This is a genomic window from Thioalkalicoccus limnaeus, assembly GCF_041197575.1.
Classification (GTDB): Bacteria; Pseudomonadota; Gammaproteobacteria; order Chromatiales; family Chromatiaceae; genus Thioalkalicoccus; species Thioalkalicoccus limnaeus.
Genome location: NZ_JBDKXB010000010.1, coordinates 48,420 through 65,747 on the forward strand (window position 1 = coordinate 48,420; position 17,328 = coordinate 65,747).

Annotated in this window: 17 protein-coding genes; 12 read left to right on the forward strand and 5 right to left on the reverse strand. The window is 65.8% G+C overall.

All coding sequences use genetic code 11. From position 1 onward, the window contains the following. Positions 1-39 precede the first annotated feature (39 nt). Positions 40-888: a metallophosphoesterase gene (locus ABC977_RS09470; protein WP_369667009.1), complete on the forward strand. Its 849-nt coding sequence runs from the start codon at positions 40-42 to the stop codon at positions 886-888. Positions 889-1,081: 193 nt separating this feature from the next. On the opposite strand, the gene ABC977_RS09475 is transcribed toward ABC977_RS09470, so the two are convergent. Next, the gene (locus tag ABC977_RS09475) at positions 1,082-1,381 is read right to left on the reverse strand and encodes an acylphosphatase (RefSeq protein ID WP_369667010.1); all 300 of its coding nucleotides are present in this window, start codon (positions 1,379-1,381) and stop codon (positions 1,082-1,084) included. Positions 1,382-1,720: 339 nt separating this feature from the next. On the opposite strand from ABC977_RS09475, the gene wrbA reads away from it, so the two are divergent. Both wrbA and hda read left to right on the forward strand, forming a co-directional pair. After that, the gene (gene wrbA / locus ABC977_RS09480) at positions 1,721-2,320 is read left to right on the forward strand and encodes an NAD(P)H:quinone oxidoreductase (RefSeq protein ID WP_369667011.1); all 600 of its coding nucleotides are present in this window, start codon (positions 1,721-1,723) and stop codon (positions 2,318-2,320) included. Next, on the forward strand, positions 2,313-3,062 hold the full coding sequence (gene hda / locus ABC977_RS09485; RefSeq protein ID WP_369667012.1) for a DnaA regulatory inactivator Hda: 750 nt from the start codon (positions 2,313-2,315) through the stop codon (positions 3,060-3,062). Before wrbA ends, hda begins: the two co-directional genes overlap by 8 nt. 26 nt (positions 3,063-3,088) lie before the next feature. Here hda and ABC977_RS09490 read toward each other — a convergent pair whose 3' ends face one another. Then, the gene (locus ABC977_RS09490) at positions 3,089-3,652 is read right to left on the reverse strand and encodes a CDP-alcohol phosphatidyltransferase family protein (protein ID WP_369667013.1); all 564 of its coding nucleotides are present in this window, start codon (positions 3,650-3,652) and stop codon (positions 3,089-3,091) included. Between the two features lie 148 nt (positions 3,653-3,800). Here ABC977_RS09490 and purM point away from each other — a divergent pair, with 148 nt between their 5' ends. The 4 genes from purM to ABC977_RS09510 all read left to right on the forward strand — a co-directional run bounded on the left by purM (position 3,801) and on the right by ABC977_RS09510 (position 7,217). Then, positions 3,801-4,862: a phosphoribosylformylglycinamidine cyclo-ligase gene (gene purM / locus ABC977_RS09495; RefSeq protein WP_369667014.1), complete on the forward strand. Its 1,062-nt coding sequence runs from the start codon at positions 3,801-3,803 to the stop codon at positions 4,860-4,862. Positions 4,863-4,866: 4 nt separating this feature from the next. Further along, entirely contained in the window at positions 4,867-5,544 is a 678-nt protein-coding gene (gene purN, locus ABC977_RS09500) for a phosphoribosylglycinamide formyltransferase (RefSeq protein ID WP_369667015.1), read from the forward strand. Positions 5,545-5,607: 63 nt separating this feature from the next. Continuing rightward, positions 5,608-6,489 carry an alpha/beta fold hydrolase gene (locus ABC977_RS09505; protein WP_369667016.1) on the forward strand — a complete coding sequence of 294 codons (882 nt, stop codon included), beginning with the start codon at positions 5,608-5,610 and terminating at the stop codon, positions 6,487-6,489. Between the two features lie 134 nt (positions 6,490-6,623). Then, positions 6,624-7,217, forward strand: coding sequence for a bacteriohemerythrin (locus ABC977_RS09510; protein ID WP_369667017.1), 594 nt, complete (start codon positions 6,624-6,626; stop codon positions 7,215-7,217). A 10-nt stretch (positions 7,218-7,227) separates the two neighbouring features. Here ABC977_RS09510 and ABC977_RS09515 read toward each other — a convergent pair whose 3' ends face one another. After that, entirely contained in the window at positions 7,228-9,171 is a 1,944-nt protein-coding gene (locus ABC977_RS09515) for a polysaccharide biosynthesis protein (protein ID WP_369667018.1), read from the reverse strand. Positions 9,172-9,301: 130 nt separating this feature from the next. Beyond that, the gene (locus ABC977_RS09520) at positions 9,302-9,979 is read right to left on the reverse strand and encodes a VanZ family protein (RefSeq protein ID WP_369667019.1); all 678 of its coding nucleotides are present in this window, start codon (positions 9,977-9,979) and stop codon (positions 9,302-9,304) included. Positions 9,980-10,106: 127 nt separating this feature from the next. On the opposite strand from ABC977_RS09520, the gene ABC977_RS09525 reads away from it, so the two are divergent. The 5 genes from ABC977_RS09525 (at position 10,107) to ABC977_RS09545 (ending at position 15,517) form a co-directional block, all read left to right on the forward strand. Beyond that, the gene (locus ABC977_RS09525; RefSeq protein WP_369667020.1) at positions 10,107-11,519 is read left to right on the forward strand and encodes an NAD(P)H-binding protein; all 1,413 of its coding nucleotides are present in this window, start codon (positions 10,107-10,109) and stop codon (positions 11,517-11,519) included. A gap of 60 nt (positions 11,520-11,579) precedes the next feature. Continuing rightward, a complete protein-coding gene (locus ABC977_RS09530) occupies positions 11,580-13,115 on the forward strand; it encodes an NAD(P)H-hydrate dehydratase (RefSeq protein WP_369667021.1) in 1,536 nt (511 codons plus the stop codon). Beyond that, positions 13,112-13,603, forward strand: coding sequence for a tRNA (adenosine(37)-N6)-threonylcarbamoyltransferase complex ATPase subunit type 1 TsaE (gene tsaE, locus ABC977_RS09535; RefSeq protein ID WP_369667022.1), 492 nt, complete (start codon positions 13,112-13,114; stop codon positions 13,601-13,603). The genes ABC977_RS09530 and tsaE overlap by 4 nt, the downstream gene beginning before the upstream one ends. A gap of 94 nt (positions 13,604-13,697) precedes the next feature. Continuing rightward, positions 13,698-15,035 carry an N-acetylmuramoyl-L-alanine amidase gene (locus ABC977_RS09540; RefSeq protein ID WP_369667023.1) on the forward strand — a complete coding sequence of 446 codons (1,338 nt, stop codon included), beginning with the start codon at positions 13,698-13,700 and terminating at the stop codon, positions 15,033-15,035. Between the two features lie 95 nt (positions 15,036-15,130). After that, the gene (locus ABC977_RS09545; protein ID WP_369667024.1) at positions 15,131-15,517 is read left to right on the forward strand and encodes a thiol-disulfide oxidoreductase DCC family protein; all 387 of its coding nucleotides are present in this window, start codon (positions 15,131-15,133) and stop codon (positions 15,515-15,517) included. An 80-nt stretch (positions 15,518-15,597) separates the two neighbouring features. Here the strand turns inward: ABC977_RS09545 and ABC977_RS09550 are convergent, their stop codons facing one another. Then, positions 15,598-17,043: a TrkH family potassium uptake protein gene (locus ABC977_RS09550; RefSeq protein WP_369667025.1), complete on the reverse strand. Its 1,446-nt coding sequence runs from the start codon at positions 17,041-17,043 to the stop codon at positions 15,598-15,600. Positions 17,044-17,328 lie beyond the last annotated feature (285 nt).

Below are 17,328 nucleotides of genomic sequence, written 5' to 3' on the forward strand. Positions count from 1 at the left end.
TGTCCTGTCTCATCCGCTGCGCGAAGCGAGGTCCGTCCGATGTCCCTTGGCCAACCGACCACCGGGTCCCGTGCCATCCCCGTTCCTTCCACCGGCGGTCTGGCCCTCCTGCGTGTCGTGCAAGTCACCGACACGCATCTGTTGGCCGACCCGAACGGAGGTCTGTTGGGGCTGTGCACGCGGACGGCGTTCGAGTCGGTGCTGGACTTGATGCTGTCCCGTTTTGGCTTGCCGGACATCCTGCTGTTGAGCGGTGATCTGGTGCATGACGAGAGTCTGGCAGGGTATCGCTATCTGGCCGGGCGGTTGCGAGCTCTGGGTGTCCCGTTCTACGCCATTCCGGGCAACCACGATGATGCGGATCGGATGGCGGCGGTTCTAGATGCGGACGCGGCCTCTCCGATGCGGGCGTTGGAGATCGGTGGCTGGCAATGGTTGTTGCTCGATTCGGCGGTGTCCGGGTGCGCCGGGGGCCGGCTCGATCCGGGTCAGGTCGGTGCGCTCGACGAGGCGCTGAGTCGGTGTGCGCTCCCGGCGCTGATCGGCCTGCATCACCATCCGGTGCCGGTCGGCAGTCGCTGGTTGGACGACATCGGCTTGGCGAACGGATCGGAACTGATGGCGCTCATCGAACGACACCGGCACGTCAAGGCGGTCCTGTGGGGCCATGTCCACCAGGAGTTTCGAGGTCGGCAAGGCGATTGTTTGTTGCTCGGTTCGCCGTCGACCTGCGTTCAGTTCGCGCCCGGAACCGAGCGGTTCGCGCTCGATCGGTCCTCACCCGGGTTTCGGTGGTTGGTCCTGTACGCTGACGGCCGTATCGAAACCGGGGTCGAGCGCCTCCCAGGCCGGCCGGACAGCCTGAATCTGGCCGCGCCGGGGTATTGATCAGGCTAGCGCGTACGTCGCCAACCGTGCCCGGTATGCTGGCCAGGGCTCGGGCTGTTGCGGCGGCACGGGCGGCCGCCGAGGGACCGCCTCGGCGAATGCCGCTCGCGGTCGACATCGGCTTCAGCATGGCGGCAACGTCTGGATCCCACCGGCTCCCGACGCCGCGCGCCAGGCGGTGGCACGACCCGGATCAGGATGTGACGAAGGCCGTCAACGCTTGATAGGCCACCGGTTCGCAGGCGACACCCGTTACCTCCGCCCGCGGTGGACCGGTTCTGAGCCAATCACGCATGGCCGCCACCGCCTGAGCGTCGCCGCAGACCAGCACCTCGACCCGCCCGTCGGGGAGGTTGCGGGCGTGCCCGGTCACCCCGAGCCTCAGCGCCTGTTCTCGGGCCGAGGCGCGAAAGAAGACCCCTTGTACCCGTCCTCCGACCAGGCACCGGAAACAGACCTGGTGACTGGTCGACTGGTCTGGATGCTGCGCCATCTCGATTTCCCCCAAGGAACTTGAATCACAAGCGCGGCACCTTCCCGGTTCGGGGCGTGTGATTGATCGCGTGTCGAATCTGATCGGTCATTGTCGAATGCTTTGGCGTCCGATTCAACGTGGCGGCCACGCCCGAGCGGGATCGGTCTACCCTTGCCGGTCTGGAGAGTCTTGGTCGGGTGCCGGTGCGTCGGCCGGCGCGGGCGTCGTCGCCGAGTCCGCGCGGAGACCTTCACGGCGAACCGGGCACCTTGCCGATAACCGGTAGAATGGCGGTGGAAGCTGGGCGGTCCGTCGACACCGGAGCGGGCCGACAACGCGAAACGGAGCCTGAAGGGTATGAGCTACATCCTGGTCCTCTATTACAGCCGCTATGGTGCTACGGCGGCGATGGCCCATCAGATCGCGCGCGGGATCGAGGAGGTCCCCGGACTCGAGGCGCGGTTGCGGACGGTCCCGGCCGTCTCGGCCACGTGCGAGGCGGTCGAGGACAGTATCCCGCCGAGCGGGCCGCCGTTCGCCCAGATCGATGACCTGAGGCATTGCGCGGGCTTGGCCTTGGGGAGTCCAACACGGTTTGGAAATATGGCCGCCCCGTTGAAATATTTCCTCGATGGGACCAGCTCCTTGTGGCTGTCGGGGGCCTTGACGGGCAAGCCCGCCGCCGTGTTCACGTCGACTGGCACGCTGCACGGCGGGCAGGAGTCGACGCTGTTGACGATGATGCTGCCCTTGTTGCATCACGGGATGTTGCTGCTGGGCCTGCCGTACAGTGAGCCGGATCTGATTCATACGACGACGGGTGGTTCGCCCTATGGGGCTTCCCATGTCGCCGGACCGGATAGCAATCGCCCGCTGAGCGATGAGGAGACGCGGCTGTGCCGAGCACTAGGGCGGCGCCTCGCGCGGACCGCGGCCGCGCTCGGTGGCGGTGCCTGACTTGGTGCCGGACGCCGAGCCGGTGCCTGGCCGGGGGCAGCTGCCATTGCCTGTGCAGCTGCGACCGGAGGCCTCCTTCGATGAGTTCGTTGCCGGCCCCAATGAACTCGCCGTCGCCGCGGCGCGGGCCTTCGTCGAGCCGGGCTCCGAGCTGTACCTGTACCTGTTCGGCGCCGCCGGAACCGGCAAGACGCACCTGCTCCATGCCGTGTGTCGGGCGGCCTCGGCCGGTCGCCGGCCGGTGTCGTACCTGCCCCTTGGAGATCCTGGTTTGACGCCGGCGATCCTCGATGGCTTGGATCAGATGTGGCTGGTTGCCCTCGACGACGTCCAGCGCATCGCTGGGGATCGGGCCTGGGAACGCGGGCTGTTTGGTCTGTTCAATCGTCTGCGCGAAGGGAAACGACGCTTGCTCGTGAGCGCCGACTGTCCGGCCGCCGAACTGCCGCTGGACCTCGCGGACTTGCGGTCCCGTTTGAGCTGGGGGCCCGGTTTCCGGCTGCGGGCGCTCGATGACAGCGACTGCGAGACCCTGTTGCGTCACGCGGCACGGAGGCGCGGGCTCGAGCTCGGCGATAGCGCGATCAGCTATATCATGCGCCGCTCGCCGCGGGACGTGCGGGCGCTGATCGCGGTGCTCGACGATCTCGATCAGGCGAGCTTACGCGAACAGCGCCGGCCTACGGTGCCCTTCATCCGTGCCTTGCTCGAAGGGGGCGACTCCGACCAGTCCCGCCGGTGATCGGCGGGAGGTCGGCCGTCGCGCCGTCATGGCTGACGCCAGGGCTTACGGGTTGCCTTGCGGCTCCACAGATAGACGTATTGGGCGCCGCTGGCGATGATCGAAGCCAGGCACGCATAGATCAGGAACTGGATAAGGACACCCGGAAGGGGCAATGGGCCGGCGTTCGCGATCACCGTGATGACGAGCAGGATCTGGAACAGGGTATTGACCTTGCTCGCGAGGAGTGGGGCGGCATCGATGTCCTCGACCAGTAGATGGTAGACGAGCGCGCCGCCGACGATGATGAGGTCGCGCAGGATCGCGGCAATCACGAGCCATAGCGGGATCAGGCCCAGGGCGCCGAGGATCAGGAAGGACGCGACCAGCAGCACCTTGTCGGCGAGCGGATCGAGGATCCCGCCGAGCCAACTGGTCCAGCCGAAGTGCTTGGCAAGGAAGCCGTCGAGCGCGTCCGAGACCCCGGCCAGCGCAAACAGGGCCAAGGCCCAGCCGAACTCCTCGATCCACAACAGGTACAGCAGGGGTACGACGATCAACAGCCGCAGCAGCGTGATGATATTGGGTATGTCTTGCAACCGAACGATCATGTCATTGGCGGCGCCCGGCGCCGATTCCGGTTCGATAATGGCCAGGATAGCGATTCTTTGAGGTTCCCTAAGGTCGATAAGATAGCCTCATTGACCGCGATCAGGCCACTGTTAGAATGGGGCCTTGCCCGTTGCAGTGGAACCGATCGTGGCTCAGGACCCCAACGCCCCGTCCTCAAACCCCTTGAGTTACCGCGCCGCTGGCGTCGACATCGATGCCGGCAACCGCTTGGTCGAGCGAATCAAGCCGTTGGCCGCCGCGACCTTCCGTCCCGGGGTCCTCTCCGGCCTCGGCGGGTTCGGCGCACTGTTCGAACTACCTCCGAATCAGTATCGGCATCCGGTGCTGGTCTCCGGTACCGACGGTGTCGGCACCAAGCTGAAACTCGCGATCGAGCTCGATCGGCTCGATCAGATCGGCATCGACCTCGTCGCCATGTGTGTTAACGATATCCTGGTGACGGGCGCCGAACCCCTGTTCTTTCTCGACTATTACGCGACCGGGCGGCTCGATGTCGATAGCGCGAGCCGGGTCGTCGCCGGCATCGCCGAGGGCTGTCGGTTGGCCGGTTGTGCGCTGACCGGAGGCGAGACCGCCGAGATGCCCGGGATGTACTCCGACGGAGAGTTCGACCTCGCTGGCTTCTGCGTCGGCGTCGTCGAAAAGTCGGAGCTGATCCTGGCCGAGCGCGTTCACCCGGGCGATCGCCTGATTGGCTTGGCCTCGTCCGGGCCGCACTCGAACGGATACTCGCTGATTCGCAAGCTCATCGCGACGCGGGCGGTCGATCTGACGCAGGAACTCGAGGGGGTCGCGCTTGCGACCGCGCTGCTCGCGCCGACGCGAATCTATGTCCGGTCCTTGCTGCCGGTCATCCGCCGCTGGTCGATTCATGGACTGGCCCATATCACCGGCGGCGGCCTGACCGAGAATCTGCCGCGGATGCTGCCGGACGGCGCGCGGGCCGTCGTGGATCTCGAGGCTTGGCAGCGACCGGCCCTATTTCGCTGGTTGCAGCGCACCGGCGATATCGACGAGCAGGAGATGCGGCGGACCTTCAACTGCGGTCTCGGCATGGTCGTCTGCGTGGCCGATGAGGAGGCGGACGCGGTGTGCGAGGCGTTGAACGCAGCCGGCGAACAGGCCTGGATCATCGGTCACATCGAGGCCGGGGCTCCCGCCGTGTGCTTCGTCGGCGGCGGGGATTGATTCGATGGTTCGGCAAACCCCGGTCTCGACGCTGGTCTTGATCTCCGGTGGCGGAAGCAACCTGCAAGCGTTGATCGATGAATCCCGCCGTGGTCTGCCGATCGCGATCGATGCCGTGATCAGCAATGAACCCCAGGCCTATGGTCTGGTCCGGGCGCGCGACGCCGGGGTCGCGACGCGGGTCCTATGTCATCGTGGCTTCCCCGATCGCCAGGGCTTCGACCGCGCCCTGATGCGTCTGATCGACGAGTTCCGACCGGGCCTGATCCTCCTGGCGGGGTTCATGCGGATCCTGACACCGGCCTTCGTGGCGCGGTATCGCGGGCGCTTGTTCAATATTCACCCGTCGTTGCTGCCCGACTTCCGCGGGCTCGATACGCACCGCCGAGCCTTGGCGGCCGGGGTGCGGGTGCACGGGGCCAGTGTCCATTACGTGACCGCCGATCTCGACGGGGGGCCAGTCGTCCTGCAGGCGCGCGTGCCGGTGCTGCCCGGTGACAGCCCGGAGGTCCTTTCCGAACGCGTCCTGCGGCAGGAGCATGTCATCTACCCGTTGGCTGTTCGCTGGTTCGCCGAGGGCCGTCTGGTCCTCGGCGACGACGGGCGGCCCTATCTCGACGGTCAGGTCCTGGATCGGCCGCGTTTGCTCGAGGACCTCACAGACCGCAACCAGGTCGTCTGACCCGGCTGTATAAGGTCCGGGGCCGGGCGTGATGCCGCGTCGCGCGTGGAGGTCGCCGCAACCATGTTCGATATCTCGCCATCCAGCGCCGCGGCTGCCAGGCCGCGCTGCCTGACCTGGAATCACGATGGGGGGCCGTTGGTCGTCGATCTCTGGGAACCGCCCACGCCCACCGCGCGGCCCCCGGTGCTGCTGATCCACGGCTGGGGTGCAGCGGGTGGCTATTGGCGATCGACCGCGCGGGACCTGTCCGAGAGTCGGTGCGTTTTGGTGCCGGATCTACCCGGGACGGGTCGGTCGCAGCCGGTGCAGCGACCCCAGGGATTGTTCGAACAGAGCGCTTCACTGGTGCGGGTCCTCGACGAACTGGGACTCGATCGCGTCGCCCTCGTCGGCCATTCGATGGGTGCCGCGATGGCGCTGCTGGTTGCCGAGCGTTGTCCGGAACGGGTCGAGCGACTCGTGTTGACCTCGCTGTGTCTCTTCACCTCGGAGGCCGAGAAGCGTCTCTTTCGCTTGATCTCGCTCGGCTTCTCTTTATCGCTTGGTGTGCGCCGGCTGTCGTTTGCGAAGTCGCGCTGGTTCGGCAACAGGCTGGCCTCTCGTTACTTCCATCGGCCGCCGGCGGACCCGAGCGTCATCGATCAGATCCATCGTGACTTCCTGGCCCTCGATGCGGCGTCGGCCGTCGCTTGCGCGCGCGGTGCGACCGACCATGCGATCGATCGCGCCGCGGCGCTGGTTCGGGCGCCGACCTTGTTGATTGCCGGGCGGCAGGATGATCTGATGCCGATCGCGAATGTCGGCTACACCGCTCGGACCATCGTCGGCTGTCAGGTGCAGTGGGTCGACCGGTGCGGGCATCTGCCGATGGTCGAGCGGCCCGGCGAATACCTGGGCATTCTGCGCGGATTTCTGGACTCGCCGGATATCACGGCGTCTTGATCTGTCAACTACCGTCGGTCTGGGTTTTGATGCAGGTCAAGTATGTCGCCGATAGAAGAGTTTCCAGACCCGCATCGGGGAAATCTTCTGGCTAGACTTTGTCCGACCGTAAACATGGGACAAGACGCGAGGACATGACGATGGCATCTCTGTTGGTATGGCGGGATAGGTGGTTCCTGGGGATCGAGGATCTCGATGCGGACCATCGCGAGATCCTGACGTTGGTCAACGGTCTGATCGAGGTCGGAGCGGGTCATGGCTCGCCATTGCGGAATGCGGAGGAACCACCCCTGGAAGGACCCCTCGAGCGCCTCCAACGCTTGATCGATCGCTTGCGTCGCCATTGTCGAGTCGAAGATGCCTTCTTGAAGTCGATCGCGTATCCGGATTTTGCCGCCCACAAGTGCGAACACGCGCTTCATCTCGCGGAACTGGTCGCCTTGCGGCGGCGTCTCGCGGCGCATGGCGCCCAGGAGATCGACGAGGGAAGCCTGAATTACGTCAAGGAGTGGTTCTTGAATCACCTGTCCGACGATCGGCAGTTCGTCCGGTATTACTTCGAGCGCTTCGGTGGGGCGGGAGCCGATCGGGTGCTGGGTCTTCAACGGCCATTGTGGGGCAACAAGGTGCTTGGACCTGTGTCGACACCGGTTCCCGGCTATCTTCCGCCGGTGTCGCTGAGCCGGCCGAGGCCTGGTGCCACGCGGCGAGCCCGAGCCGCTTCCTGATAAGGATCACTCAGCGGGTCGATGCGGCCGTTCGTGCTCGGCTCGAGCTGGGCAGTTCAGTCGAACGGGAATCGATCCGCGCACCATCCGTACCGGTGCCGTTCGATGCCAGGGGCCTCGCCCGCCAGGACGGCACCATCTGGTTCAGTGTTTCGGTGACCGCACTGTCATCCAGTCTCTGCACGGTGTGACGCAGCCTGTCCATCAGTGCGCGCACCCGTTCGGCGTCGATATCGATGGCACTCGACGCGATTCGAATCTTCGGATGGGGCGTCTCGAGCAGATCCTCGGACGTGTAGAAAAGCTCTTCGTGGAGCTTTTCGCCGGGTCGTAGACCTATGTATTCGATCGCGATGTCCTGACCGGGTCGCTTCCCCGATAGTTGGATCATCTGCTCGGCCAGGTATCGAATCTTGATCGGATCTCCCATCTCCAGGACGAAGGTCTCGCCACCGCGGCCGAGGACGGCTGCCTGCATGATCAATTGGCAGGCCTCGGGGATCGTCATGAAGAAGCGTTCGATGTCCGGGTGGGTCACGGTGACCGGGCCGCCTTGTTCGATCTGTCGCCGAAATCGTGGCACGACGCTGCCGGCCGAGCCCAGGACATTGCCGAACCGAACCACGATGAAGCGGCATCTGGACCGCCGGTCGAGGTCTTGACAGAGGAGCTCGGCCGCGCGCTTGCTGGCCCCCATCACGTTGGTCGGGTTCACGGCCTTGTCGGTCGATATCAGCACGAATCGCTCACAGCCCGAGGCGGCAGCGGCCGCGGCGACGATTTCGGTCCCGAGCGTATTGTTCAGCACGGCCGCGCAGACCTGATCCTCGAGCATGGGCACATGCTTGTAAGCGGCCGCATGAAACACGATGTCCGGCGGCGTTTCGCGAAACAGGCGCGTGATCGCGCCCGGGTCCGTGATGTCGAGCAAATGACGGGAAAAGGGTACCGACACGCTGCTATCGGACAGGGCCATCTCGATTCGGTACAGGTTGTGCTCGCTGTGATCGACCAAGATCAGACGCTTGGGTCGACACGGCATCAGTTGGCGGCATAACTCCGACCCGATCGAACCGCCCGCCCCGGTCACGAGGATGGTCCGTCCCGCCAACCCCTCGTGGATCGTCGGCCAGTCCAAGGTCACCGGGTTGCGGCCGAGGAGATCCTCGATCGAAACCGACCGCAGTTGCCGGACGGTGACTTGCCCGGACATCATCGCGTTGAGCTCCGGCACGGTGCGGAACGGGCGGCTGGCTGCCTCGCAAAGGTTCACCAGGCGTCGCATCTGGCTGGCCGACGCGCTGGGGACGGCCAGCACGATCAGATCGATCGCGAGGCGCTCGACCAGTGTCGGTATCTGGTCGCTGGTGCCGCGGATCGGGACGCCATGGACGTCGCCGCCCTGGCGACGCAGCTTGTCATCGACGAAGGCCACCGGATTGTAGGCGCGCCCAGTGTCGCGGAGCATGTCCCGCGCCAGCATCTCGCCGGCGCGCCCGGCCCCGACGATCAGAACCCGCTGACCGGCATCCCAATCGAAATGCCGATCCTTGATCAGGCGGTAGAATAGCCGCGGCCCGGCCAAGAGCAGCAGCTGAAAGATCACGAACAGCACCGGGACCGATCGTGGCATGTAGGCCAAGCGGTTCAACGCAAAGAGCAGAAACAGCAGCAGCGTGGTCCCGACCAAGACGGCCTTGGCGATCCGGACCAGGTCGGTCATCGACGCAAACCGCCAGACACCGCGATACAGGCCGAAAAGCCAATAGACGAGGCCGAGTACCAGGATCACGATGGGCAGGGTATCGACCGCGGCCTCGATGAATTCCGGGGGGACGTAGCCGAGGTTGAAACGCATCCAGTAGGCCAGGAACCAGGCCACCGGGATCATCGCGACATCATGCAAAAGCACGACGAACCGCGACCGAAGGCGTTCGATCCAAGGGGCGCTCATGGCTTCGTTGTCATCTCGTTCGCGTCGGGAGCGACCGCTGGCGTCGCTGCGAGGTCCAGGGCGTCGCGGTGACCCGAACGGTCGTCCGTCAGAGATCGCGCCGAGCGCTCGAGGCGGGTGGCGGATCCAGTCATGACCCGCGTTCGATGCGATGGAGCCCGCGGCCGTCTGCCGGCTGTGGTGCGCGCGGAGGGCGCAGCCAGGGGGTCGAGGCGATCAGCAGCGCCCCGCACAGGATCCCGAGCAGATCGATCAAGACGTCGAGCGCGCTGGGATGGCGTCCGTCGACGAAGAACTGCAGCAGTTCGCTGATGATCGCCAATCCGGTGAGGATGCCGAACAGACGCCACCAACCCAGATCGAGGCGGGCGGCGAAGACCAGTGTCGCGATGACCAGGAAGAGCCCGAAATGACCCAGCGCGGCGGTATTCACCGGACCCTGCCGGGGCGGCTCGAAGGGTACGATATCGCCGAGCCATGCGCTGAGGGCGGCCAACGCCGACGGGGGCAGGAGGAGCGCGGTCAGCAGCAGGGCCAGGGTCGCCAGGGACAGCCCCCGCATCAGGGCACGGGCCGGCCGGGTCAGCCACCATCCGGCCCCGAGGATCAAGGTGACCCAGGTGGCGAGCAGGGTCCAACGGAGCCAGCTCAGCCAGGGGTCGGCAATGGCTCCGGGCGGCGCGAGCCATCCCAGACCGGGATCGTCCGGCGGATTCACCCACAGGGTCGCGAGCACGAGCGACAGCAGAACCGCCGTCCACGCCAGGTGCCTGCGGATACCCGTTTCCGCGACGCGATGATCGTACATAATAGGTTACCAAAACCGTCATCTGCATCCACCGGCGGTCCGTCGCGATGCGTTCGGACGGCCGGATCGAACCCGAATTCTAAACCGAATGACGAATCCTGACCTGTTTGATGGGGCGGAGCGCCTGATGACGAGGCCGCGTGTGGCCATCGCCGGGGCCGATGGCTTCATCGGCAGTGCTCTGTGTGCGGCGCTGGCCCAGGACCATCGAGTCTTTGCGCTGACCCGGTCGCCAACCTGGGCGCGGATGCCGCCGGACCGTGCTGGCGTGGTTCGGCGAGTGTGCGATCTGTTCTCGCTCGACGCGGTCCGGACGGGTCTCGATGGGATCGACTATGCCGTCTATCTCGCGCATTCGCAGGCGCCCTCATCGCGTCTGACGCAGGCGCGGCCGGCCGACATGGACCTGGTCATGGCGGACAATTTCGCGCAGGCCGCGGCCGAGAGCGGCGTCAAACAGATCGTCTTCGTCGGTGGTTTGATCCCGGAAGGATTCCATATCTCCCCTTTGCTCTGGAGTCGCCGCGAGGTCGAGATGGTGCTGGCGTCGCGCGGCACGCCGGTCACGGCACTGCGCGCGGGGCTCGTCGTCGGGGCGGGTGGCTCGGCGGTCGGGTTCTTGGTCGACCTGGTACGGCGTCTACCCCTGATCCCGCTGCCCGGCGCGGCCCAGTCGGTGACCCGTCCGATCGCGCTGGCGGACCTGATTCGAGCGATACGCCAGTGCCTCGGCCGACCCGAAATCTATCGCGGTTCGTTCGATCTCGGTGGCCCGGACTGCCTGAGCTACGAGCAGATGGCGCGCGAGACTGCCGCGATCCTCGGGCTGCGACGGGTGATCATCCGGATACCCTTCATTCCATTGGGGTTGGCGGCCTGGGCCGCGCGCCTGGTCAGTGGCGCGCCGGCGTCACTGATTGGTCCGGTGATCGAAAGCCTGCCACAGGATACCCGGATGCGCGACAATCCGTTGCAGCAGATCGTCGGTGTCGCTTCGATTCCGTTCTGCCAGGCGCTCGCGGCGGCACTCGATGCGCGCCGGCGTCGCTTGCCGAGCCCGCGGCAGCCGACTCGACGGCGTGACCGGATCCTCTTGCGTCGAGCCAGTCTGGTCCGATCGATTCAGCGCATCATCCTGCCCCCTGGCCAGGATGCGGCCTGGGTCGCCGGCAACTACTTTCGCTGGCTCGAACGTGGCGGGGTCTGGCCGTTGATCTGCAGTCACTGCGATCAGGACGGCAGTTGGACCCTGTGTCTGCGTTGGCCACGCCTCAGGCTCCTGACGCTCAGGCATGCGGCCGCGCAAAGCTCCCGGCAGCGTCAGGTCTACCGGGTCGGTGGCGGCCTCCTGTGTCGCACTGACGCGCCCGGCCAGGCCCGATTCGAGTTCCAGACGCTGCTGGGTGACCGCTACACGATGGCCGCGATCCATGACTATGCCCCGGCGCTACCCTGGTACCTCTATCGCTGGACCCAGGCACCCTTTCATCGCTGGGTCATGCGGCGCTATCAGCGCCATCTCGCCCGGCTGGCGCGCTAGGTGTCGGATCGGGCCGGGCACGGTCAGCATTCCGGATTTCCGACCGAGAGGGTTAGACCTATGCATCCGCCAGCCGGTGACAAGACCTATCGTGCGCTCCCCGCTGTGCGCCATCTGCCTTATGCCCTGTACCGAGCCGATGAGCTGCGGGCACTCGATCGCGCCGCGCTCGATGAATCGGATCTGACCGGCGCCGACTTGATGGAGCGGGCGGGTCAGGCCGCCTATCGGCTGATCCGCTCGCGATGGTCGTCCGCGCGCTCCTTGACGGTGCTCTGCGGCGGCGGAAACAACGCCGGCGACGGCTATGTCGTCGCCCGTGCCGCGGTCGGTCACGGTGATCAGGTGCGCGTCCTGACGCTCGTAGATCCGGCCCGCCTGCGCGGTGATGCCTTGGCGATGGCACAGGTCTATCGTGCCGCGGGCGGGGCGATCGAGCCCTTCGCGGGGTTGCCCCAGCGCACCGATCTGATCGTCGATGCCTTGCTCGGGATCGGCCTTGCTCGTGATCTCGAGGGTCCCTGGCTCGCGGCGGTCCAAGCCGTCAACGCGCACCGAGCGCCGGTGTTGGCCCTCGATGTGCCGTCGGGGCTCGACGCCGACACCGGTGCCATGCGCGGTGACGCGGTCCGCGCGAGTGCGACCATCAGTTTCATAGGCCTTAAGGTCGGCTTCTTCACCGGTGAGGGACCGGAGCGCTGCGGGCGGATCCACTTCGCCGGGCTCGAGATCCCGGCCACGACCCTCGCGCGGGTCCTGCCGTCGGCGCGGCGTATCGATTGGCGGCGAGTGGCCGATCGGCTCGGGCCGCGACCGCGGACCGCGCACAAGGGGACCTTTGGTCACGTGTTGATCATCGGCGGGGCGCCGGGCTTCTCCGGGGCGGTCCGTCTGGCCGGCGAGGCGGCCCTGCGGGCCGGTGCCGGGCTGGTCTCGATCGCGACCCATCCCGATCACGCGCGCTGCTTGAACCTGACCCGGCCCGAGCTGATGGTCCACGCGGTCGACACGGCGGCCGATCTGGCCCCGTTGCTCGAGCGGGCCACGGTCGTCGCGATCGGCCCGGGATTGGGGCAGGGGGCCTGGGGGCGCGATCTGTGGTTGGCGGTCGTGTCGCTTCCGCGTCCGCTGATCGTCGATGCGGATGCCTTGAACCTGTTGGCCGAGGCGCCGGCCGCGCGCGCGGACTGGGTCTTGACACCGCACCCGGGCGAGGCGGCGCGCTTGCTCGGCGAGTCGACGGTGCAGGTCCAGCGCGACCGCCCCGGCGCCGTCAGTCGGTTGCAACGGCGCTACCTTGGTGTCGTCGTCCTCAAGGGGGCCGGGACCCTGATCGATGCCGGGCCGCCACGACCGCCGGCGATCTGTAGCGACGGCAACCCGGGTCTCGCCAGCGGCGGCACCGGTGACGCCTTGACAGGTATCATTGCCGCACTGGTCGCGCAGGGTCTGGATCCCGACGAGGCGGCATCGGTCGGCGTCTGTGTGCACGCCCGGGCCGCTGATGTCGCGGCGCGTGACGGTGAGCGGGGCATGCTGGCCGGTGACCTGATCGCGCGATTGCGCGCCGTTCTCGATGGGCAGGATAGGCGATGATACGTGTCGAGTTGAACAGTCCGGAGCAGCAGTTGGATTTCGGGCGCGCCCTGGCACAGTGGTTGACCGGTCCGGCCTTGGTCTTCCTCCACGGTGACCTTGGGACCGGCAAGACGACGCTGGTGCGAGGCCTGTTGCAGGGCCTCGGCCATCCGGGTCCGGTCCGCAGTCCGACCTTCACGCTGATCGAGCCGTATGAGCTCGGGGGTCGAACCGTCTTCCATCTGGATCTCTACCGACTCGGCGCACCGGAAGAGCTCGAGTACCTCGGGCTGCGCGACCTGCTCGACGAACGCGATCTGATGCTCGTCGAATGGGCCGAGCGTGGCCAAGCGGCGTTGCCAGTGCCCGATCTGGTCATCTGCCTGGAGCACCGGGGCGACGGCCGCCTGCTCCTGCTGACCGGTCGAACCCCGCGCGGGCAGGCCGTGGTCGCGGCAATGGCTTCCGAAACAACCTCAAATCAAGGATTTGGAAAACCCGACTAATCATTGATTATTATTGTAAAAGGTGACGGCGCCTGCTATCTTCTTAAAGGTCGAGGTGGTGGCCGCGCAAAGAACCCGGCTCTGGGGCAGGACCATGTTCAAGGTTATCGGTTTACTCCTGTTGTTCGTCTCACTGCCTGCCTGTTCGCAGCAGGTCGAGGTCGAGAGTGCGCGCGTGTGGACGGCGCCCGATCACACGCGCCTGATCATCGATGTCGCCGGCCCGGTCTCGCATCAGATCCGGCCGCTGATCGACCCGGATCGGCTATTGATCGATATCGCCGGGGTGACGCTCCCCAGCAAGCTGCCGAAGGTCGATGCGGCGGATCCGCTGATCGTTCGTCTGCGCGGTGGGTCGCCGGATGGACGCAACCTGCGGCTGGTGCTCGACCTCAAACAACCGGTGCGCGTCAAGAGCACACTGGCACCGCCGAACGAGCGTTACGGCTATCGTCTGGTCGTCGACCTGCAACCGAAAGAGGCGGACGAGGCCGTTCGGCTGGCCGAGCGGGCGGGCGATGTCCGGCACGCTCGCGCCGGGACAACGGCGGGATCCGGTGTCGCCGGCCTGCGCGAGCTCGTAGTCGCGATCGATGCCGGACACGGTGGCGAGGATCCGGGGGCCATCGGGCCGGCCGGGACGCGGGAGAAGGACATCACGCTGGCGATCGCGCGACGTCTGGAGGTGCTGGTCGAGGCGGCGCCCGGCCTGCGGCCGGTGATGATTCGCGACGGTGATTACTTCGTTCGTCTCCGTGATCGTGTTCAGCTGGCTCGGCAACACCAGGCGGACCTCTTCGTGTCGATCCATGCCGATGCCTACCATGATCCGCGGGTCAGTGGGTCGTCGGTCTACACCCTGTCCTTCAGTGGGGCCACCAGCGATGCTGCGAAATGGCTCGCCGAGCGTGAAAACAAGGCGGATCTGATCGGCGGTGTCGAATTGACGGGCGTCGACAGCGATCTCGATCGCGTGCTCTTCGAGCTGGCTCAGAACGGCTCGCTGGAGCATAGCCGGTATGCGGCCGAGCATGTGCTGACGCGCCTGAAGGGGACCGGGCCGGTTCACCGTGCGTCGGTACAGCAGGCCCGTTTCGTCGTGTTGAAGTCACCGGATATCCCGTCGATGCTGGTCGAAACAGCCTTCATCTCGAATCCGGACGATGAGCGGCGTTTGCGCGATTCGGCCCATCAGCAGCGGATCGCGCAGGCGATCTTCGAGGGCGTCCAGGCCTACTTTCTCCAGCACTCGCCGCCGGACACTCGGTTGGCCGGAGCGACCAATGGTCGGCAGCATGTCATCGATCGGGGCGATACGCTGGGCGCGATCGCGAAGCGCTATGCGATCGATGTCAAGGCCCTGCGCTTGGCGAACGGGATCGATGGCGATCGGATCCGCGTCGGCGATGTCTTGAGGATCCCAGAGGGTTGAACCCGGCGATGTGCGGTCCCCGATATTATTGACTTCGCCATCGGCGCACCGCACCTGACAGGTATCAGGTGTCTCACCGTTCCGCTTGGGATCAGATGACTATGAAGGTATCGCCGAACCGGCCGACCGTGTTCTTCGACGGCGGTTGCCCCCTGTGCCGACGGGAGATCGCGCACTATCGACGCCTGGATCGGCACGGGCGCATCCATTGGTTCGATGTGGCCGAACCCGGTGTGCAGCTCGATCAGTTCGGGCTCGACCGGACGGCCGTGATGGCCCGCTTTCACGTGCGCGACGCCGACGGCCGGATGCTGACCGGCGCCGCGGCCTTCGTCGCCCTCTGGCGCTGCCTGCCCGGTTACCGGCACCTGGCGCGGCTCGTCTCCGCGCTGCACTTGACCGGCCTGCTCGAATGGGGCTATCGCCGGTTCGCCGTCTGGCGATTGCGGCGGCGCTGCGACGATGGCCTGTGCACCCGCTAGTCAGTGGTCGGGGCAGGCTCGTTGATGCGCCGATCGTCTCCTCCGCATTCCCGGCGCGACGCTCCGCCGGTGTCGGGTGGTTATTGGCGCCAAAAGGCGTATGTGAACAGAATCAACAATGTAAAGACCTCGAGCCGGCCGATCAACATGGCAAAGATCGCGAGCCACTTGACAGGCGCATTGACGGTCGCGAACGAGCTGGCGACTTCGCCCAATCCAGGTCCGAGCAGGTTCAGCGAAGCCGTCGTCGCTCCGAAGGCCGATTCCAGATCGAGGCCAGCCGCCATCATGCCACCGGTCAAGATGACGGCGACCATCAGATAGAGGGTGTAATAGCCCCACACCGAGTAGACCACTTCTTCCGGCACCGGTCGCGGACCAAGCCTGATCAGCACCGTGGCCCGAGGATGGGCGAGCGCGAACATCTGACGACTGCCCATCTTGGCCAGCAGGATCACCCTGACGACCTTGATGCCGCCCGCGGTCGAACCGGCGCAACCGCCGACATAGGCGAGCATCGCGAGGAAAAAGGGCACGTGTCGCGGCCACTCGGAGAAATCGGCCGTGCCGAAACCCGTCGTCGTCATGACCGAGACAACCTGGAACAGCGCCCGACGGAGGGATTCGCCCAGACCCAGATAGGCGCCGGCAACGAAGAGACTGAGGCCGACGAATAGGCCGCTCGCCGCCAGGATCAGCAGAAAGGCCCGCGCCTCTGGGTCCTTCAGATAGCGGCGAGGGTCGCGACGTTGCCAGACCGCGAAATGGATCGCGAAGTTGATGCCCCCCAAGATCATGAAGGTGATGCAGATCGCCTCGACGGCCAGGCTGTCGAAATGGCCGATGCTCGCATCGTGGGTCGAGAAGCCAGCGGTCGAGACCGTCGCGAAGGCATGGCCAACGGCGTCGAACAGGTCCATGCCTGCCGCCAGGTAAGCTAGCGCGCAGGCGACTGTCAGCGAAAAGTAGATGCCCCACAGGATCTGCGCCGTGTGCATGATCCGTGGCGAGAGTTTTTCGTCCTTCGTGACGCCGGAGGTTTCGGCCCGGTAGAGCTGCATCCCACCGACGCCGAGCAGCGGAAGGATGGCCACAGCGAGCACGATCACCCCCATCCCGCCCAACCACTGGATCTGCTGGCGATGATAGAGGATGGAGGGGGGCAGTGCGTCGAGCCCTTGGATCACGGTGGCCCCGGTTGTCGTGAACCCGGAGATGGCCTCGAAGATCGCATCCGTGAAATCCAGATGGAGGCCGATGATGAAGGGAATGGCTCCGACGACTCCGAGAACGGCCCAGAAGAGGGCCACCACGAAGTAGCCGTCGCGGACTCGCAGCTCACTCTGATCACGGCGCACCGGTAACCACAGCACGACGCCGAGCATCCCGGTGATGAACGAGGCGATCGCGAAATGGACGGCTTCGCCGTCGGCGTAGAAGATCGACAAGCCCAATGAGGGGATGAAACTCAGGCTATAGAAACCCAGCAGGAGACCGATCAACCGTTGGATTCCACGCCAGTTCATCGTTTTTTCCCAGGATGGGCAGACGGTTGCAGGGGGGCGATGCGACGCGGCTGCCCGACAGAGACTGGCCAATGGGTCCTGGCTGACGCGCCCGGGATTCGCTTCAAGGCGCAGGACAGCGGGGCCATCTGGGCCATTTCCCCTTGACGCGAAGTGACCTCCGCTCTCCGTGTGGCACGATCCTCACGCGCCTAGAGGCAACTGTAAACGGGGCATCCGCGCCGAGCACGGCGATCTCGAGTCGTTCCAAAGTGTTTTGAGTATGGCGTGTTGGATCGCCGGGTG